The organism is Kitasatospora sp. NPDC057738, from assembly GCF_042798815.1.
Lineage (GTDB): Bacteria > Actinomycetota > Actinomycetes > Streptomycetales > Streptomycetaceae > Kitasatospora > Kitasatospora lactacystinica.
In genome coordinates this window covers 1-14,454 of record NZ_JBHVJT010000129.1, presented here as the reverse complement: position 1 = coordinate 14,454, position 14,454 = coordinate 1, and the positions used below count along the sequence as shown (strand labels likewise).

Annotated in this window: 17 protein-coding genes and 2 pseudogenes; 8 read left to right on the top strand and 11 right to left on the bottom strand. The window is 73.5% G+C overall.

Annotated elements, in window-relative coordinates:
• Window positions 1–47 precede the first annotated feature (47 nt).
• Together ACFVGO_RS38240 and ACFVGO_RS38235 are read right to left on the bottom strand one after the other, a co-directional pair.
• Window positions 48–1,103 (bottom strand): hypothetical protein, encoded by a 1,056-nt coding sequence (locus ACFVGO_RS38240; protein WP_380636802.1) that lies wholly within the window; start codon window positions 1,101–1,103, stop codon window positions 48–50.
• Window positions 1,100–1,678: a sigma-70 family RNA polymerase sigma factor gene (locus ACFVGO_RS38235; RefSeq protein ID WP_359914919.1), complete on the bottom strand. Its 579-nt coding sequence runs from the start codon at window positions 1,676–1,678 to the stop codon at window positions 1,100–1,102. Before ACFVGO_RS38235 ends, ACFVGO_RS38240 begins: the two co-directional genes overlap by 4 nt.
• Before the next feature lie 380 nt (window positions 1,679–2,058).
• Between ACFVGO_RS38235 and ACFVGO_RS38230 the strand changes: the two genes are divergently transcribed.
• Window positions 2,059–3,003, top strand: coding sequence for a hypothetical protein (locus ACFVGO_RS38230; RefSeq protein WP_380636800.1), 945 nt, complete (start codon window positions 2,059–2,061; stop codon window positions 3,001–3,003).
• Between the two features lie 34 nt (window positions 3,004–3,037).
• Here the strand turns inward: ACFVGO_RS38230 and ACFVGO_RS38225 are convergent, their stop codons facing one another.
• On the bottom strand, window positions 3,038–3,580 hold the full coding sequence (locus ACFVGO_RS38225; RefSeq protein WP_380636798.1) for a HEAT repeat domain-containing protein: 543 nt from the start codon (window positions 3,578–3,580) through the stop codon (window positions 3,038–3,040).
• Between the two features lie 253 nt (window positions 3,581–3,833).
• Here ACFVGO_RS38225 and ACFVGO_RS38220 point away from each other — a divergent pair, with 253 nt between their 5' ends.
• Window positions 3,834–4,562 carry an NAD(P)H-binding protein gene (locus ACFVGO_RS38220; protein ID WP_359914913.1) on the top strand — a complete coding sequence of 243 codons (729 nt, stop codon included), beginning with the start codon at window positions 3,834–3,836 and terminating at the stop codon, window positions 4,560–4,562.
• A gap of 132 nt (window positions 4,563–4,694) precedes the next feature.
• Here the strand turns inward: ACFVGO_RS38220 and ACFVGO_RS38215 are convergent, their stop codons facing one another.
• The 6 genes and pseudogenes from ACFVGO_RS38215 to ACFVGO_RS38190 all read right to left on the bottom strand — a co-directional run bounded on the left by ACFVGO_RS38215 (window position 4,695) and on the right by ACFVGO_RS38190 (window position 8,435).
• Window positions 4,695–5,021 carry a hypothetical protein gene (locus ACFVGO_RS38215; protein ID WP_359914910.1) on the bottom strand — a complete coding sequence of 109 codons (327 nt, stop codon included), beginning with the start codon at window positions 5,019–5,021 and terminating at the stop codon, window positions 4,695–4,697.
• A gap of 191 nt (window positions 5,022–5,212) precedes the next feature.
• On the bottom strand, window positions 5,213–6,088 hold the full coding sequence (locus ACFVGO_RS38210; RefSeq protein WP_359914907.1) for an ABC transporter permease: 876 nt from the start codon (window positions 6,086–6,088) through the stop codon (window positions 5,213–5,215).
• On the bottom strand, window positions 6,048–6,890 hold the full coding sequence (locus ACFVGO_RS38205; protein WP_380358456.1) for an ATP-binding cassette domain-containing protein: 843 nt from the start codon (window positions 6,888–6,890) through the stop codon (window positions 6,048–6,050). Before ACFVGO_RS38205 ends, ACFVGO_RS38210 begins: the two co-directional genes overlap by 41 nt.
• Before the next feature lie 161 nt (window positions 6,891–7,051).
• A pseudogene (locus tag ACFVGO_RS38200) lies at window positions 7,052–7,507 on the bottom strand (MarR family winged helix-turn-helix transcriptional regulator); the annotation flags it as partial.
• A gap of 40 nt (window positions 7,508–7,547) precedes the next feature.
• Window positions 7,548–7,925, bottom strand: a complete 378-nt coding sequence (locus ACFVGO_RS38195) for a ferrous iron transport protein A (RefSeq protein WP_380636795.1) — start codon at window positions 7,923–7,925, stop codon at window positions 7,548–7,550.
• A gap of 258 nt (window positions 7,926–8,183) precedes the next feature.
• Window positions 8,184–8,435, bottom strand: a complete 252-nt coding sequence (locus tag ACFVGO_RS38190; protein WP_380636793.1) for a hypothetical protein — start codon at window positions 8,433–8,435, stop codon at window positions 8,184–8,186.
• Between the two features lie 308 nt (window positions 8,436–8,743).
• Between ACFVGO_RS38190 and ACFVGO_RS38185 the strand changes: the two genes are divergently transcribed.
• The 6 genes and pseudogenes from ACFVGO_RS38185 to ACFVGO_RS38160 all read left to right on the top strand — a co-directional run bounded on the left by ACFVGO_RS38185 (window position 8,744) and on the right by ACFVGO_RS38160 (window position 11,983).
• The gene (locus tag ACFVGO_RS38185; protein ID WP_380636790.1) at window positions 8,744–9,346 is read left to right on the top strand and encodes a DUF5919 domain-containing protein; all 603 of its coding nucleotides are present in this window, start codon (window positions 8,744–8,746) and stop codon (window positions 9,344–9,346) included.
• 77 nt (window positions 9,347–9,423) lie between these two features.
• Window positions 9,424–9,888 carry an NUDIX hydrolase gene (locus tag ACFVGO_RS38180; RefSeq protein WP_380636788.1) on the top strand — a complete coding sequence of 155 codons (465 nt, stop codon included), beginning with the start codon at window positions 9,424–9,426 and terminating at the stop codon, window positions 9,886–9,888.
• The gene (locus ACFVGO_RS38175) at window positions 9,794–10,135 is read left to right on the top strand and encodes a DUF397 domain-containing protein (RefSeq protein WP_380636786.1); all 342 of its coding nucleotides are present in this window, start codon (window positions 9,794–9,796) and stop codon (window positions 10,133–10,135) included. The genes ACFVGO_RS38180 and ACFVGO_RS38175 overlap by 95 nt, the downstream gene beginning before the upstream one ends.
• A 344-nt stretch (window positions 10,136–10,479) precedes the next feature.
• Window positions 10,480–10,842, top strand: coding sequence for a hypothetical protein (locus tag ACFVGO_RS38170; RefSeq protein ID WP_380636784.1), 363 nt, complete (start codon window positions 10,480–10,482; stop codon window positions 10,840–10,842).
• A gap of 247 nt (window positions 10,843–11,089) precedes the next feature.
• Window positions 11,090–11,191: pseudogene (locus tag ACFVGO_RS38165) on the top strand (DUF397 domain-containing protein); the annotation flags it as partial.
• A gap of 273 nt (window positions 11,192–11,464) precedes the next feature.
• Window positions 11,465–11,983 carry a hypothetical protein gene (locus ACFVGO_RS38160; protein WP_359914881.1) on the top strand — a complete coding sequence of 173 codons (519 nt, stop codon included), beginning with the start codon at window positions 11,465–11,467 and terminating at the stop codon, window positions 11,981–11,983.
• 47 nt (window positions 11,984–12,030) lie between these two features.
• On the opposite strand, the gene ACFVGO_RS38155 is transcribed toward ACFVGO_RS38160, so the two are convergent.
• Together ACFVGO_RS38155 and ACFVGO_RS38150 are read right to left on the bottom strand one after the other, a co-directional pair.
• Window positions 12,031–13,503, bottom strand: coding sequence for a hypothetical protein (locus ACFVGO_RS38155; protein ID WP_380636782.1), 1,473 nt, complete (start codon window positions 13,501–13,503; stop codon window positions 12,031–12,033).
• Between the two features lie 162 nt (window positions 13,504–13,665).
• Window positions 13,666–14,304 (bottom strand): AraC family transcriptional regulator, encoded by a 639-nt coding sequence (locus ACFVGO_RS38150; RefSeq protein ID WP_359914876.1) that lies wholly within the window; start codon window positions 14,302–14,304, stop codon window positions 13,666–13,668.
• Between the last annotated feature and the right edge of the window lie 150 nt (window positions 14,305–14,454).

Below are 14,454 nucleotides of genomic sequence, written 5' to 3'. Positions count from 1 at the left end.
GGAAGTCGGCCGGGCCGACTTCCCGCGCGGGCGCTGCGCCGACGGATTCACACCCTGGTGAAGTCCGTCGTCGACGTCCCCGGCCGGATCACATAGACGCCGGAGCCCGGCGGGCTCTCCCGTGACCCGCTCTTGAGCTGCTCGGCATCGGTCGCCGACGGCCACCGGGTGCCCTGCACGGACCAGCGCATGCCGGCCAGATCGACGCGGGTCAGGTCCACGTCGCTGAGGTCGGCCCGGGTGAAGTCGTCGAGCGGACCGTCCAGCAGCAGGGCGCCGAGCGCACCGCAGCCCGGCAGGCCGAGCAGCGGTCCCGCCGCGTGATCGAGGTCCCGCGCCAGAGCGCGCGCGAGCTCCCGCACGGGAGCACGGTCGAGGTCCCGGGCGAGGGCTCGGGCGAGATCCCGGGCGAGAGCGTGCGCGAGGTCCTGGGCGCGGTGGTGGGCGAGGTCCCGCGCCAGATCGTGCGCCAGATCGTGCGCCAGGTCGTGGGCCAGGACACGCGCCCGGGTCCGTGCCCGGGGGACGTCGTGGGCGTGGTGCAGGGCGAAGTCGACCGCGAGGTACAGCTCGCGGGCCAGGGTGACATCACGTGGAAGCGCGATCAGATGACCGAGGTCGTCGGCGACGGTGCGGGCGAGCGCGTGCGCGAGGACCAGGGCGCGTGCGAGGTCACGGTCGACCTGCAGGGCCAGGTCCACCGCCCGCGACACGAGTCCGCCCCGGATGCTGGCCACGATGACCGGGTGTCGGCGCAGGGCCAGTCGGACCTGGGGATCCAGTGCCTGCACGACCCCGTCGAGTTCCCGGCGCCCCGGTCCCCGCCCGGTGCCGTCGGCTCGGGCGTGCGCCTCGCCCCTGCGCGGGTTCTCGCGGAGGACCTCGGCCAGACCGGTCTCCAGGTCGATCACGGTGCCGAGTTCCCCGACCAGGGCGACGTGGCGGGCGTGGACCATGACCTCCCCCAGACCGGTCTCCAGGTCCAGCAACCCGGCGAGGCCGTTGACGAGACTCGTCAGCCGCGCGGCGATCCCCGGGTTGACCGCCTCGTCGTCCGGGTTGACCGCCCCGCCGTCCGCCACGGGCCCCGACCTGCCGGTCATGCCCCCTCCTCTCGGTCCCTCATCCGTAGGGCGACCGCCCGGCGGGCCTTCATCAGATTGGCGCGCACCGCGGCGGGTTCGATCCCCAGTTCCTCGGCGATCTCCGACGGGCTGTAGCCGGACACGCTCCAGGCCAGGACCTGCCGCTGGCGGGGCGGAAGGCCACCCAGCAGCTCCTCGAGTTCGTGCCGGCTCTCCCACTCCGCCAACTCGGCCGGACAGCGCCGGATCAGACCCGTCGTCTCGGGGACCTGCTCGACCGGGTCCTCCTCGACCCGGCTGAAGTGCCGCACCAGTTCCCGGGAGGCGACCTTGCGCGCCCACGACTCCGGCGACCGGATCTGCCGCCACCCCTGGAAAGCCTTGATCATCGTCTCCTGGGCCAGATCCGCCGCCAGCCGCGTCGGCGCGCCCTGCCACATCAGGAAGCCGACCAGCGTCGGCGTGAAACGCCGGTAGAACTCCGCGAAGTCCTCCCGCGTCGAGTGCCGGTCGGCGGCCAGCAGACCCTCCGGCCCCTGCGGAGTGAGCAGGGGCCGGGACACACCGGCGTCGTACGCATCGTTGTCACTCACCCGTCCCGTACCCCCGCCGAACGGGCTGCCGCGGGACCGTCAGCGTCACCGAGCTCCCGTCGCCGCGCACCTCCCGAAAACGGCCTCCCTCGGGCAGGACCCGGGCAAGCGCCTCGATGACCCTCCCGCGCGCGCACTCCTCGTGCGATCGCCACCGCAGTCGCAGGTGCCGGCACACCACCGCGGTGATGCGCACCCCCGCGCCCGATACCGCCGCCAAGGCTGCGGCCGTCAGCGGATCCATCCGTGCGCCCTCCCTCTCAGCGGTCCGCTCCCGTGCGAACCTCTCGTGGGTAAGAGGCCGCACGGTACATCCGCGTGAACCGGCCGCCGGAAATCCCCGCGCGGGGCGGCGGCAGGGGGTTGGGTAGCCTCCGGGGATGGTGTCCTCCCCCCGTGCCGTCCGGCCCGCCACGCGGCTCGTCGACGGGCTCGTCCACGCCTACGCCCCGCACGCCGGCGCCGTGGGCGCGCTGTCCCCCGTGGCGGCCTTCCGGCCCCTGCCGGGGGACGAGGCCGTCGGCCACGCCGTCGCCGCCGACCTGGGCCGCGCCCACTACACCACGCTCGACGCGGCCGTCTGCGTGGGGGCGGACGGCGCGCAGCTGTGGCGCTCGCGGTTCGAGCCGGAGGCGGACGAGGTCTTCGGCCACCGGCCCGGCTGCGAACTGTCCCCGGACGGGCGGGTGCTGTGGGTCTACCGGCCCGACGCCATGGCCGGGCGCGGCCGCCCGGACCAGTGGGTCGCCGTGGACGCCGCGACCGGGACCGTCCTCGCCCGGGCCGACCTGGAGACGGTCGGGCACGGCGCCGTGCAGCTGGCGCACCCGGCGAGCGGCCAGGTCCTCCTCAACGTCGGCGAGGGGCAGGACGGCAGCGTGATCCACCGCGCGTCGCTGACCGGCGGCCGGATCGAACTCGCCCGCTACCCCTGGGACGACCGGTGCCTCATCGACCTGTCACCCGACGGCCACCGGTTCCTGACCGTCGACCACGCCCAGAACGACCTCGCCGTCCACGCCTTCCCCGACGGCGACGTGCTGTTCACCCGCACCGCCGCCGACTTCGGGCACGACCCGGACACGGTCTTCCTGGAATGGAGCGGCGGCCACCTGAGCGCCGACACCGTCGTCGCCACCCTCGTCGGCCAGGACGAGGACGAGGAGGACTGGTTCCGCCACTACCGCCTCGACGCCCGCACCGGCCGCGTCCACGGCGAGTTCGACGCCCGCACCACGGACCCGTACGACATCCACCCGCTCGGCGACGGCTCCTGGCTCACCACCGGCCCCGACGGCCACCCCGTACGCCACACCGGGGCCTGACCGGCGCCCTGACCCGGCCCGCTGCCGGGCCCGTTCACCGGGCCGTACGGGCGGCGGCGCGTTCGTAGATCGCGCCGCCGGGGATGTACCAGCCCGCCTTCTTGCGGACCGCCGGGCTCGGGTCCCGGTCGTGGGAGGCCCGCAGGGCGGCCACGGCCCGGGGCTCGGTGCGGGCGAAGCGGCCGACGAGCTCGGCGGCCATGGCCCGCACGCCCGGATCGGGATCGTCGGCCAGGTGGCGCAGCCCGGGTTCGAGGACCCGGTCCGCGCCCGGTGCGCACGTGTCGCCCTTGCACCGGTCGCAGGCCAGGGCGTGGAAGGCGGCGGTCCTCACCCGGGCGTCCGGGTCGTCGGCCATCGCGACGAGCTGGTCCATGGACTCGGTGTCGACCAGGTGGTCCAGCAGCCGGCAGCAGCCCTCCCGCACGGCCGCGTTCTCGTGGGACAGGCCCGCCCGCACCGCCCCGAGCACGTCCTGCCCGCGGCGCAGCAGTTCCTGGTAGGCGGCCACCGTGCGCTGGGGGTCGCCCAGGCAGGAGACGAGGGCTTCGTTGTCGGTGCTGACGAATCCGAGCATGCGCCCAGTGTCGGGCCGCAAAGCGGCGCCGGGCAAAGGGATTTACCGCCCGCCGCCACCGCCCGCCGCCGCCCGCCACCACGGGCCGGCGCCGGCGCCGGCGCCGTTCCCCGCCCGGTTCCCGCCCGGTTCCCGCCCGTTCCCCGCCCGGTTCCCGCGACCGCGGCGAACGGCCCGCCCGGGTGGGCGCACGCCAGGCCCGCACGGGGTTCATATGCCATATTGCGGACATGGTCCCGACGAAAGGCATGTCATGAGGTTCGCGGTCATCGGCGGTACCGGGCTGATCGGCTCGCAGGTCGTCGAAGATCTGAACGCCGCCGGGCACGAGGCGGTACCGCACTCCAAGTCCACCGGAGCCGACGTCATCAGCGGCCGGGGCCTGACCGAGGCGGTGGCGGGGGCCGACGTCGTCGTCAACCTGACGAACTCCCCGACCTTCGACGAGGCCTCCCTCGACTTCTTCCGGACCTCGATGGAGAACCTTCTGGCCGCGGCCCGCGACGGTGGCGTCGGCCACTTCGTCATCCTCTCGATCGTCGGCGTGGACCAGGTGCCGGAGCTGGCCTACTACCGCGCCAAGGTGCTCCAGGAGGACATCCTCACGGCCGGGCCGATCCCCTACTCGATCGTCCGGGCGACGCAGTTCATGGACTTCGTGGACGCCGTCCTGTCCTGGACCGCCGACGGCGACACCGTCCGGTTGCCCGCCACGCCGGTCCAGCCGATCGCCTCCGCGGACGTGGCCCGTGCGGTGGCGGAGGTCGCGGCGGGCGCCCCGCTGGGCGGCATCCGCAACATCGCGGGCCCCGAGATCTTCCCCCTGGACGAGCTGGGGCGCATCACCCTGTCCCGCAAGGGCGACAGCCGTACCGTCGTCACCGACCCCACCGCCGGCATGTTCGCCGTCGTCAAGGGGGACGTCCTGACCGATCCCCGCGCCCGCCTCGCCCCCACCCGCTACGCCGACTGGCTCTCCTGACCCGCGCGCCCGGGCCCCGCACACCTGGAGGCCGCACGGACACGGACGCGGACACGGGCGCGGACGCGGACGCGGACGCGGCGACGGTCCCGGCGACGCGGCGTGCGCGGCAGGCCGGACCACCGGCCCCCGTCAGGCGGCCGGTGGTCCGGCGGCGGACAGGCGCAGCCTGAAGGGCGACCCGTTGGCGGTGGGCGTCCAGCCCTCGGTGCGCGCGGAGCGGATGCCCGCGGCGACCTCCCGCGGCATGACCACGTGGGCGGGCACCGCGTCCGGGGTGTGCCGGGTGGGTCGGCCGGTGTCCACGACGAGCGTCGTCGCGGGGTGGGCGGCGTCCTCCACCGCGTAGCCCAGGGTGCTGCCCTCGAAGTCGCAGCACCAGTGCTGCTTGGTGACGCGCCAGCGGTACGCCACGCCGTCGACGACGATGCGGCGCGCGCCCTTCCTGGCCAGTGCCACGGTGCTGCCTCCCGGTGTTCGGCCCGTCGGCCCGGCGGCCCGTCCGTCTGCCGCTCTGCCACTCTGCTGCTCTGTCGGCCTGTCGGCCTGTCGGGAGGAAGTCTCCCGGTGCGGCGCGCGCTTGTCACCGGGTTTCCCGGCACCGTGGCCCGGGACGCCGTCAGGTCCGGGGTCCGTTCCCTCCTGCCCTCCTAGCGCGCGAGGCGCCCGAGGAGGGCGGAGGAGGCGGCGATGCCGAGGAGGGTGGCGAAGGCGAGGACGGCGAAGTCCAGGAGCAGGTGGGAGGGGGTGCCGATGAGCAGGCCGCGCAGCGCGTCGACCTGGTAGCTGAGCGGGTTGGCCTTGCTGACGGCCTGGAGCCAGCCGGGCATCAGGGCGATCGGGTAGAGGGCGTTGGAGGCGAAGAACAGCGGCATGGTGATGGCCTGGCCGATGCCCATCAGGCGGTCGCGGGTGAGCACGATCCCGGCGATGGCCATCGACAGGCAGGAGAAGAACGCCGAGCCGAGCAGGACGGCGGCGACGACGCCGAGCAGCCGCAGCGGGTTCCAGGTCATGGCGACGCCGAGGGCGGCGGCGATCAGCACCACCACCGCGGCCTGCAGGACGGCCTTCACCCCGGCGGCGAAGGCCTTGCCGGTGACCAGGGCGGCGCGCGGGGTCGGGGTGACCAGCAGTTTGGTGAGGACTCCGGAGTCCCGCTCCCAGATGATCATGATGCCGTAGAAGATCGCGATGAACATCGCGGACTGGGCGATGATGCCGGGCGCGAGGAAGTCCAGGTACGGGATGCCGCCGGTGGGGATCGCCTTGAGGCGGGTGAAGGTCTGGCCGAAGATCAGCAGCCACAGCGCCGGCTGGACCGCCCGGGTGTACAGCTCGGTGCGGTCGTGGCGCAGCTTCTGCAGTTCGACGGCGCACATCGCGCCGATGCGGGCGGGCACCAGGCGCCAGCCGGTGCGGGCGCGCGGGGGCACCAGCAGCAGGGACAGGTCGGGGCCGGCGGGACCGGCTGCGCCGGCGGATTCAGCCGACGCGGCCCGCGGTGCGGCGGGTTCGGCGGACATCGCTGAAGTCTCCTTCGGTCGCGTCGGCCAGTTGGCGGCCGGCGAAGTGGCGGAAGACGTCGTCGAGGGTGGGGTCCGGCCGGGCCGGGTCGGCCCGGTGGACCTGCTCCTTGAGCTCGGCGGGGGTGCCGAGCGCGCGGATGCGGCCGCGGTCCATGAGGGCGATGCGGTCGCAGTGGCGGTCGGCCTCGTCCATGTAGTGGGTGGTGACCAGGACGGTCATGCCGGTGGCGGCGCGTACGGCGTCCACGCGTTCCCACACGCCGGTGCGGGCGATCGGGTCCAGGCCGATGGTGGGTTCGTCCAGGACGAGCAGGCGCGGGGCGCTGACCAGGGCCTGGGCGAGTTCGAGGCGGCGCACCATGCCGCCGGAGTAGGTGGCGGCCATCCGCTCGGCGGCCTCGGTGAGGTCGACGGCGGCCAGCGCCTGGGCGACACGGCGGGCGCGTTCGGCGCGCGGGACGTCGAAGACGCGGGCGAACAGGGCGACGTTCTCGCGTCCGGTCAGCCCGGCGTCGGCGGACAGCTGCTGGGGGACGTAGCCGAGCAGGCGGCGCACCTGCATGGGGTGGCGGGTGGCGTCGTGGCCGAAGACGCGGACCATGCCGGCGCCGACGGGCAGCAGGGTGGTGATCGCGCGGATGGTGGTGGTCTTGCCGGCGCCGTTGGGGCCGAGCAGGCCGAACACCTCGCCGGTGCGCACGGTCAGGTCGATCCGGTCGACGGCCCGGGTGGTCCTGCCGTGGCCGTGGCGGAAGACGTACTCCAGGCCCTGGCACACCACCGCGTCCTCGGTGCTCATGGCTCCTCCTCCCCGCAGGGTCCTCCGGGTGCTGCCGGTCCTGCGGGCGTAGCGGGTCCTGCGGGCGTAGCGGGTCCTGCGGGCGTAGCGGGTCCTGCGGGCGTAGCGGGTGCTGCGGGCGTAGCGGGCGTAGCGGGTGCTGCGGGTGCTGCGGGCAGGGTGCGCAGGCCTTCGGCGACCTGCCGCAGGGCGGGCAGGGCGGCGGCCAGGGCCTCGCGCCGGTCGGCGGGCAGGCCGGCGACGACGTCCTCCATCAGCGCGCGGCGGCGCCGGCGCCAGGCCTCGATCCGCTCGACGGCCTCGGGGGTGGCGTGCAGGAGGGCGGCCCGGCGGTCGGCGGGGTCGGTCTCGCGGCGCAGCAGGCCGAGGGCGACGAGCTGGTTGACGAGGGTGGACACCGAGTTGCCGGCCAGGCACAGCTCCTCGGCGGCCTCGGAGACGCGCAGTCCGGGGGTTTCCGTCACCAGGCGCAGCAGTTCGACCTGGGCGCCGCGCAGGCGGGGTTCGTCCATCGTCTGCCGCAGGCGGCGGCGGACCAGTCGCTGGATGCCGACGAGGAGGGTGGAGAACTCGTCCGCCGGCGCGACGTCGAGCGTCTGCGGCTCTGTCGCGGTCATATCCCCATTTTAGCTCTCAGTGAGAGCTATCCGGCGGGGGTCACGCGCCCGTTTCCGGTGCGCCGCGCAGGTGGCGGGCCCAGATCTGGGCCTTGCGGTAGGGGCCCTCGCCGGCGCCGTCGTACTGCGGTGCGTCGAAGGCGACCCAGTAGGCCGGTTCGCCGTCCTCGGCCCGCGGGTCGCCGGCGGGCTCCGGCGCCCCCATCGGGTCGATGGTGCCCGTGAACTCCACCTGCCACGGGCCGTCCCACTGCGGGTCGCGGACCACGGTGACCCGGGTGCCCGGGGGCAGTGCACCGGCGGGCCAGTCGCGGTTCAGGGGGCGGCCCAGGATCCGTTCGACGGCCGCCCTGTCCCGGTCCCGGTCCCGGTCCCGGTCCCGGGTGTGTGCGGTGTCGGAGGACGGGTCGACGCTCATGCGCTCAGCTTCCACGGACGGGGGCCGGAAAAGCCACCGGTTAATCGGTGGGTTCGGGCGGGGTTCAGGCGGCGCGCTGGCCGTGGACGAGGACGAGGCAGCCGAGCCGGCAGACGGGGGGCTTGGCGAGCAGGCGGGGGTCTTGCACGGGGTGTCGCTTTCAGTCGTCGAAGGTGAGGCGTTCGTAGCGCAGCCCCTTGCGCAGCAGGTCGACCATGCGCAGGAGGTCGAGCGGGCGGAGGTTGGAGGACAAGATGCTCACTCCCCCGGCCGCTTGTGGACCTCGAAGGCGCGCCAGGCGCTGTACGCGTCCCCGAAGAAGGTGAAGGAGGCCAGCTCACCGGTGGGTTGGCGCAGCCACTCCCCCGTCATCTCGTTGCGGACCCGGTAGCGGTCGGCCGTGGCGTCGAACCGGACGCCGTAGCCGTGAAGGCGGGTGAGGGCATCAGCGTGACAACCACCGTCCTCCTCCAACTCGCCGGACAGTGTCTTGATCGCGCTCGATCCCATGGGTGCGGCTCCCTTCCACGCGGTCCATGCGGAAATCATCGACACCCGGACGGCCCATAGCTGCCCCATTTCCAGGACACCTGTCACGGCTCGGCGCTACGGTCCAAGAAAGCCCAAACGTCTCTGGATTTCCCTTGAACACTGCGCTTCAGCAAGGTATGACGGCAGCCCGCCTGTCTCCCCGTCAGCTCGCCGCCCGGGTCGGTGTTACACCTAAGACAGTGGAACGCTGGCTCTCTGATGCGGCATTGGTGCCGCATCAGCGGAACCGTATCGATGCCTGCGCGGCTTTAGGGGTTGATGAACGAGTGATCTGGCCCAACAGCGTCCGGGCGAACGTCAAGACCGGGCACGACCGGGAGGTGTTCGCCGTCTATCCGCACCGGTCGGCCTGCCCTCGGTCGGTCTGGGCGCAGCTGATCGCCGAGGCTCGGTCCGAGGTCTTCCTCGCCGGGTACACCAACTACTTCGTCTGGCTGGAGCAGCCCGCCCTCCTCCAGACCTTGCGGCGCAAGGCCGAGAGCGGTTGCCGCATCCGCTTCCTCCTCGGCGATCCCGGGTCCGAGACGACGCGCCGGCGTGAGCAGATCGAGGACGTGGCCCTCACCGTGTCCACCCGGATCCGGGTCACGCTGGAGCACCTGTCCAAACTCTCCGGCACCCAGGGCGTCGAGGCCCACTTCAGCTCCCCGGAGGACGGCCCGAACCACATCGGCCTGTCCGTCTTCCGATTCGACGAACACGCCCTGGTCACCCCGCACTTGGCCCGAACCGTCGGCCACGACTCCCCGCTGATGCACCTGCGGCGCAGCGAGGAGAACGGAATGTTCGACCGCTTCGCCGAGCACATCGAGGAACTCTGGTCCCGGGGCAGCGGCATTCCCACCAACCCGGCCCGTACCAGCGCCTGAACCCGCATCTCTCGGTTCGCCCGCCGCCCCGACGAGGGCGGCGGGCGCATGCGGACGAGGTATCTATCCTCGTGTCCATGAGCCACGACGCCTGCCGGCCCGCCCCGATGCCGCTCCACTCCGTGTCCGTCGCGGGCGTGGTCGTTCGCGAGGACGGGCGCGTGCTGGCCATCCGGCGGGCCGACAATGGCACCTGGGAGCCTCCGGGCGGCGTCCTCGAACTCACCGAGACCATCGAGGACGGCCTGCGCCGCGAAATCCACGAGGAGACGGGGCTCAAGGTCGGCGTCGACCGGCTCACCGGCGTCTACAAGAACATGACCCGCGGCATCGTCGCCCTGGTCTTCCGGTGCCACCCCGAGGACGGCGCCGAACAACTCTCCTCCGAATCCACCGCCATCGCCTGGCTGACCCCCGACGAGGTCACCGACCGCATGGCCGAGGTCTATGCCGTCCGCGTCCTCGATGCCCTGCGCCCCGGCCTCACGCGCATCCGCTCCCATGACGGCCGGCACCTCACCGCCTCCGAACGCCTCGCATGAGAAGTCGGCCCCGCCGACTTCCTGCTCCACCGCCCGGCCAGGAGGGAAGAGCAGCACTCCCGTCACCTGGCGCAGGAGCACCCGCAACGGACAGGGCGGCCAGTGCATCGAGGTCGCCGACGGCTTCAGCGGTGTCATGCCCGTGCGTGACTCCAAGGACCCCGGCGGCCCGGCCCTCCTCTTCCCCGCTCCCGCCTGGCAGGCCTTCGTCACGGCTGTCCGCACCGGCGAATTCGACACCCCCTGACGGCACTTGCGCTTCGCCGCCCGCCTCTGGGCGGCGAAGCGTCGCAGTCTCACCAGATTCCTCCGCCGATCCAGCGCGACGCGACTCTCACGGTGTCGCCCGGGTGACTGGGGCTCCTGCGTAACCCGGCTGCCAGGAACGAAGTACGACGCGGGTGTCTCCAGCAGCGGTTCGACAATCCCTTTGGCAAGCCGACGACCGGATGCTAGGAACACAGAGTGACTGTGTTTGTGTGCTCGGCCTGCGGGCTTGCCATCACTGGACCGCTGACAGAGCTGCCCGAGATGCCCGCCCGCCCGGGGGACCAGGGCTACCCCAAAGCCGACGGATCACGTCGTGCCACCGTGACCGTGCCGCTCGGCTTCTTCGCCCTGGAACCCGAGCCATGGGGCGCACCGCTCGTGCCCTGCGACGAGTTCCACCCGGTCTTCGCCGGCGGCCCAGGCGTCGCCGACCCGGACAGCGACGGATGGCTGGTGTCCGCCGGCACCCGCAACACGATCGTCCTGCACCCGAACGACGCCCCCGGCCTCCAGGAGGACCCCGACGTCTTCAGGCACTGCAGCGGATGCTGCGGCCTCCACGGTCAGGCAGGCATGAACCACCAGTGCCCCTGTGGCGCGCACGTGGGCACGCTCATCAACGACTGCAACACCCCGTACGAGCTGCACCTGGAACCCAACCGGGTGCGCGTGATCACGGATTGATCCCTCGGCCCGCGACCTCGGCGACAGCAACGCCACGACCGCCCACAGCGTCCCCGGACGCCCGCACCTGACCGCCCCGCTCCGGGACAGGACGGGACGGGACGGGGCCCTCGTTCGTGTCCGACGAGATGGACGAGGTCCATGCTCGCCCGAACACCCGGCGCGAGAAGTCGGCCCCGCCGACTTCCTGCTCCACCGCCCGACCAGGAGGGAAGAGCACCACCCCGCCACCTGACGCCGGAGCCCCCACAGCGGACAGGGCTGCCAGTTCATCGAAGTCGCCGACGGCAACCCCGACCTCACACCCGTCCGCGACTCCAAGGACCCCGACGGCCCTACCCTTCCCTTCCTCTCTCCCGCTGTCCGCGCGGGCGAATTCGACGCCGGCCGAGGGCACTTGCGCGTCGCGCCCGCCTCCGGGCGGCGACGCGCGGACGAACCCCCCTCCCCCGCACCGCCGCGCGCGAACGCCTCCCGTGGGACGTCGGCCCGGCCGACGGGCTGCCGAGGATCCTTCAGTGACCTGCCCGGGCCGGGGTTCTACGCCCCGGCGGGCACGCTGTCGCAGGCGACTGGCATGCTGGGGTCAAGAGTTGTCACCGGGAGGGGACGAGGGGGGCGGATGCCGGACAAGGTCAGGCCGCTGCGCGCGGCACCACGGCTGGGCACGGTCAACGGATTCGGGCGCACGATGCTGGGCAAGACCCGCGTGGACGCCCAGGGCGCCTGCTTCGCCACCCACTGGTTCACCGTGCTGATGCTGCCGATCCGGCCGCTGGGCCGCTACTACGTCAAGGAGGGCGAGACGGTCGACGTCCCCGGACGGGGCGGCGCCTCGACGACCACCACCGAGTACGTGTTCCTCGGCGAGGCCGAGCTGCGCGCGAGCGAGGTGATCCGCACCTACCTGTTCTGCTGGCTGGTGGTGCCGCTGGTCGTCGCCGGTCCCGTGACGCTCTTCGGGCTCAACGCCGACGCGTTCAGCCACGAGCACCCGATCCTCTTCCTCCTGCTGCTGCTCGGGCTCCCGATCGTCGGCATCATCGCGCTGGCGTGGCTGCTGGTCCTCAACGAGAAGTTCCTCGCGCCGGTGCGCGTGCCGCGACGGGTCGAGGCCGGGCCGGCGGACCGAAGGCCCTGAGGGGACTGGACTCGGGGCCCGAGGGCCTGACGGCGGGTCCGCGACGGCTACAGGCCCGCCCCGGTCAGCAGCCGCTCCATGTGCTCGACGGGAAGGAACGGCGAGGCGGCGGCGGCCCGCGCGACGTGTTCGGAAGGGTCGGCGAGCAGGCGCAGCAGGGACGGGAGCGGAAGGTTGCGGTGGGCGGCGACGGCCCGGCGCACGCACTCCTCGGGGTCGTCGGCCAGCTGCCCGGCGAGTTCCGCGGGCAGGTCCGGATCGCGGGGCGCCAGGGAGCGCAGCCGGGGCTGGGGGTCGGTGGCGAAGCGGCGCAGGGTCTGCGGGGGGAAGGTCAGGACCTGCGCCCTGTCCCACCAGAACGTGAACTTGTCGCGTCGGCGGTAGCGGCGCTCGATGTCCTCGGCGGTCGCCGGGTCGACCAGGTGCGGGGCGGTGTTCGCCATGGTGAGGCGGACCAACTCCTCCTCGTCGCCGAGCAGTCGGGCCACGGCCTCGGCGGGCAGGTCCTTGGCGGCGGCAGCCGAGGCCCGGAAGCAGACGTAGGGCGAGTCGACGTGCGGCAGCGGGTCGGCCGTCACCCAGTCAAGGCGCAGGATCCGTAGTTCCGTGGGCGCGAAGGAGTTCTCGTACCAGCGCAGGAAGGCCTCGTCGTCGGCGTCGGAGCCCGGCTCGGCCGTCGACCGCGACGCCTCGTGGACCGAGGCGTGGATCCGTGCCCGCTCGTGCCCGGGTGTGTCCGGACGGGCGAAGACCTTCACCCGCACGCTCAGGGCCGGATCGACGGCCAGGGCCTCGCGCAGCGCCGGCGGCAGGTCGGGATGCCGGGCGAGTTCGGCGCGCACGCTGGCGTCCGGGTCCTCGGCGAGCCGCCGGGCGGTGTCCGCGTCGAGGACGGCGTGGACCACCGCGCCCGCCCGGGTCACCGGGTCCGCCAGCAGCGCCGGCAGCAGGTCCGCCGGCGGTACCGGATGCGGCGGGTGCGCGGAGCAGGTGGAGCAGGCGGCGGCGCGGACCTCCGGCTCGGGGTCGGTGAGCAGGATCCGGCGCACCGCCTCCGGGGCCTGCGTCCAGTGCTTCGCCAGCGCGGCGCGGACCGCCGGGTCGGGGTCGGCGGCGAGACGGGCCCTCAGGTCGGGCGGGGTGCCGTCCGACTGGGTCAGGTGTTCGCGGACCTTCGAACCCGGATCGTCGACGAACTGCTCCAGCATCCGCCTCGGCGCGGTCGCGGCGCGGACGGCGAGCGCGGCCCGCACCCCCTCGTCGGGATGGGCGGCCAGGCGCAGGCGGAAGCGGTGCGGCAGCCGGTCGTTGAGGGCCAGACTGTGCAGGAGCCAGTGGTCGCCGGTCGCGACGATCTCGTCGATCATGTCCTCGGTGAGGTCCGCACGACCCGCCACCTCCCCGAATCCGTGCCGCCGGGCGAACAGCCGCCGGACCATCGCGGCGGGCAGGGCGGGGTTCACGGCCAGCCCGTCCAGCACGTGGTCGAGGCGGACCGGGGTCGGGTCGTCGGCGTCCATGCGGCCAGGGTGTCAGGCGCTCGGCGATGCGCAGCCGCCGGGCCCCGCCCGCGCACCGGCCGGGCCCGCTCAACCCCCCGGGTGCGGCGGCTCCCTGACGGCACCGACGCCGACCGTCCCCCGAGGTAGGCGATCGCCGCCTGCGTCGCGCTCCTCGCCCGCTCAGGCCCGGGCCGCGGAGGCGGCGGGGACGGCACCCAAAGCACCCACGGCACCCACGGCGCGCAGGGCGCGGTCGGCGGTCTCCCGCCTCTCGCCCACCGGGGCCACGTAGTCGAGGACGGCGCGCGCGGCGTCCTCGCCGAGGGTGCGGGTGATCACCCAGGTCGCGAGGTACTGGGAGGCCAGGCAGCCGCCCGCCGTGGCGATGTTGCCCTCCGCGTGGAAGGGCGCGTCCAGCACGGTGACGCCGCGGGCCTCGACGAACGGGCGGCTCGTCAGGTCCGTACAGGCCGGCATGGCGCCCAGCAGGCCGAGGTGGGCCAGCACCAGCGCGCCGGAGCACTGGGAGCCGATCAACTGCCGCGCGGGGTCGAGCGGCAGCCGGGCGAGCAGCGGCGCGTCGGCGACCACGTCGCGCGTCCGCACCCCGCTGCCGATCAGCACGACGTCGGCCTCGGTGACGAACCCGATCGGGCGCTGCCCGGCGACCTCGACACCGTTCATCGAGGTCACCCGCGGCGTGGGCGTCGTGATGAAGGCCTCCAGGCCGTCCTTGCGGCAGCGGTTGATCAGCGCGGAGGCGATGAAACTGTCGAGCTCGTTGAACCCGTCGAAGGTGACCACGGCTACCTGCACCATCACACCACTCCCTCATGCGGCACCGGATGTCCGGCTGCGCCCAGTGTGCCGTGGGCCGCCCCCCTTCCCCGGGCCCCCCCCCGAACCCGGGAGGGCCCCCGGGGCCCCCCCCCACCTCCCCCCCGGACCTTCCTGGGGGAGGACCAGCCC

What these genes read in the sequence shown, in the direction of transcription:
- ACFVGO_RS38160 (WP_359914881.1), top strand. Translation starts at nt 11,465, where the DNA reads ATGCCGGACAAGGTCAGGCCGCTGCGCGCGGCACCACGGCTGGGCACG.
- ACFVGO_RS38225 (WP_380636798.1), bottom strand. Translation starts at nt 3,580, where the DNA reads ATGCTCGGATTCGTCAGCACCGACAACGAAGCCCTCGTCTCCTGCCTG.
- ACFVGO_RS38205 (WP_380358456.1), bottom strand. Translation starts at nt 6,890, where the DNA reads ATGAGCACCGAGGACGCGGTGGTGTGCCAGGGCCTGGAGTACGTCTTC.
- ACFVGO_RS38150 (WP_359914876.1), bottom strand. Translation starts at nt 14,304, where the DNA reads ATGGTGCAGGTAGCCGTGGTCACCTTCGACGGGTTCAACGAGCTCGAC.
- ACFVGO_RS38155 (WP_380636782.1), bottom strand. Translation starts at nt 13,503, where the DNA reads ATGGACGCCGACGACCCGACCCCGGTCCGCCTCGACCACGTGCTGGAC.
- ACFVGO_RS38220 (WP_359914913.1), top strand. Translation starts at nt 3,834, where the DNA reads ATGAGGTTCGCGGTCATCGGCGGTACCGGGCTGATCGGCTCGCAGGTC.
- ACFVGO_RS38195 (WP_380636795.1), bottom strand. Translation starts at nt 7,925, where the DNA reads ATGAGCGTCGACCCGTCCTCCGACACCGCACACACCCGGGACCGGGAC.
- ACFVGO_RS38180 (WP_380636788.1), top strand. Translation starts at nt 9,424, where the DNA reads ATGAGCCACGACGCCTGCCGGCCCGCCCCGATGCCGCTCCACTCCGTG.
- ACFVGO_RS38230 (WP_380636800.1), top strand. Translation starts at nt 2,059, where the DNA reads ATGGTGTCCTCCCCCCGTGCCGTCCGGCCCGCCACGCGGCTCGTCGAC.
- ACFVGO_RS38240 (WP_380636802.1), bottom strand. Translation starts at nt 1,103, where the DNA reads ATGACCGGCAGGTCGGGGCCCGTGGCGGACGGCGGGGCGGTCAACCCG.
- ACFVGO_RS38175 (WP_380636786.1), top strand. Translation starts at nt 9,794, where the DNA reads ATGCCGTCCGCGTCCTCGATGCCCTGCGCCCCGGCCTCACGCGCATCC.
- ACFVGO_RS38210 (WP_359914907.1), bottom strand. Translation starts at nt 6,088, where the DNA reads ATGTCCGCCGAACCCGCCGCACCGCGGGCCGCGTCGGCTGAATCCGCC.
- ACFVGO_RS38190 (WP_380636793.1), bottom strand. Translation starts at nt 8,435, where the DNA reads ATGGGATCGAGCGCGATCAAGACACTGTCCGGCGAGTTGGAGGAGGAC.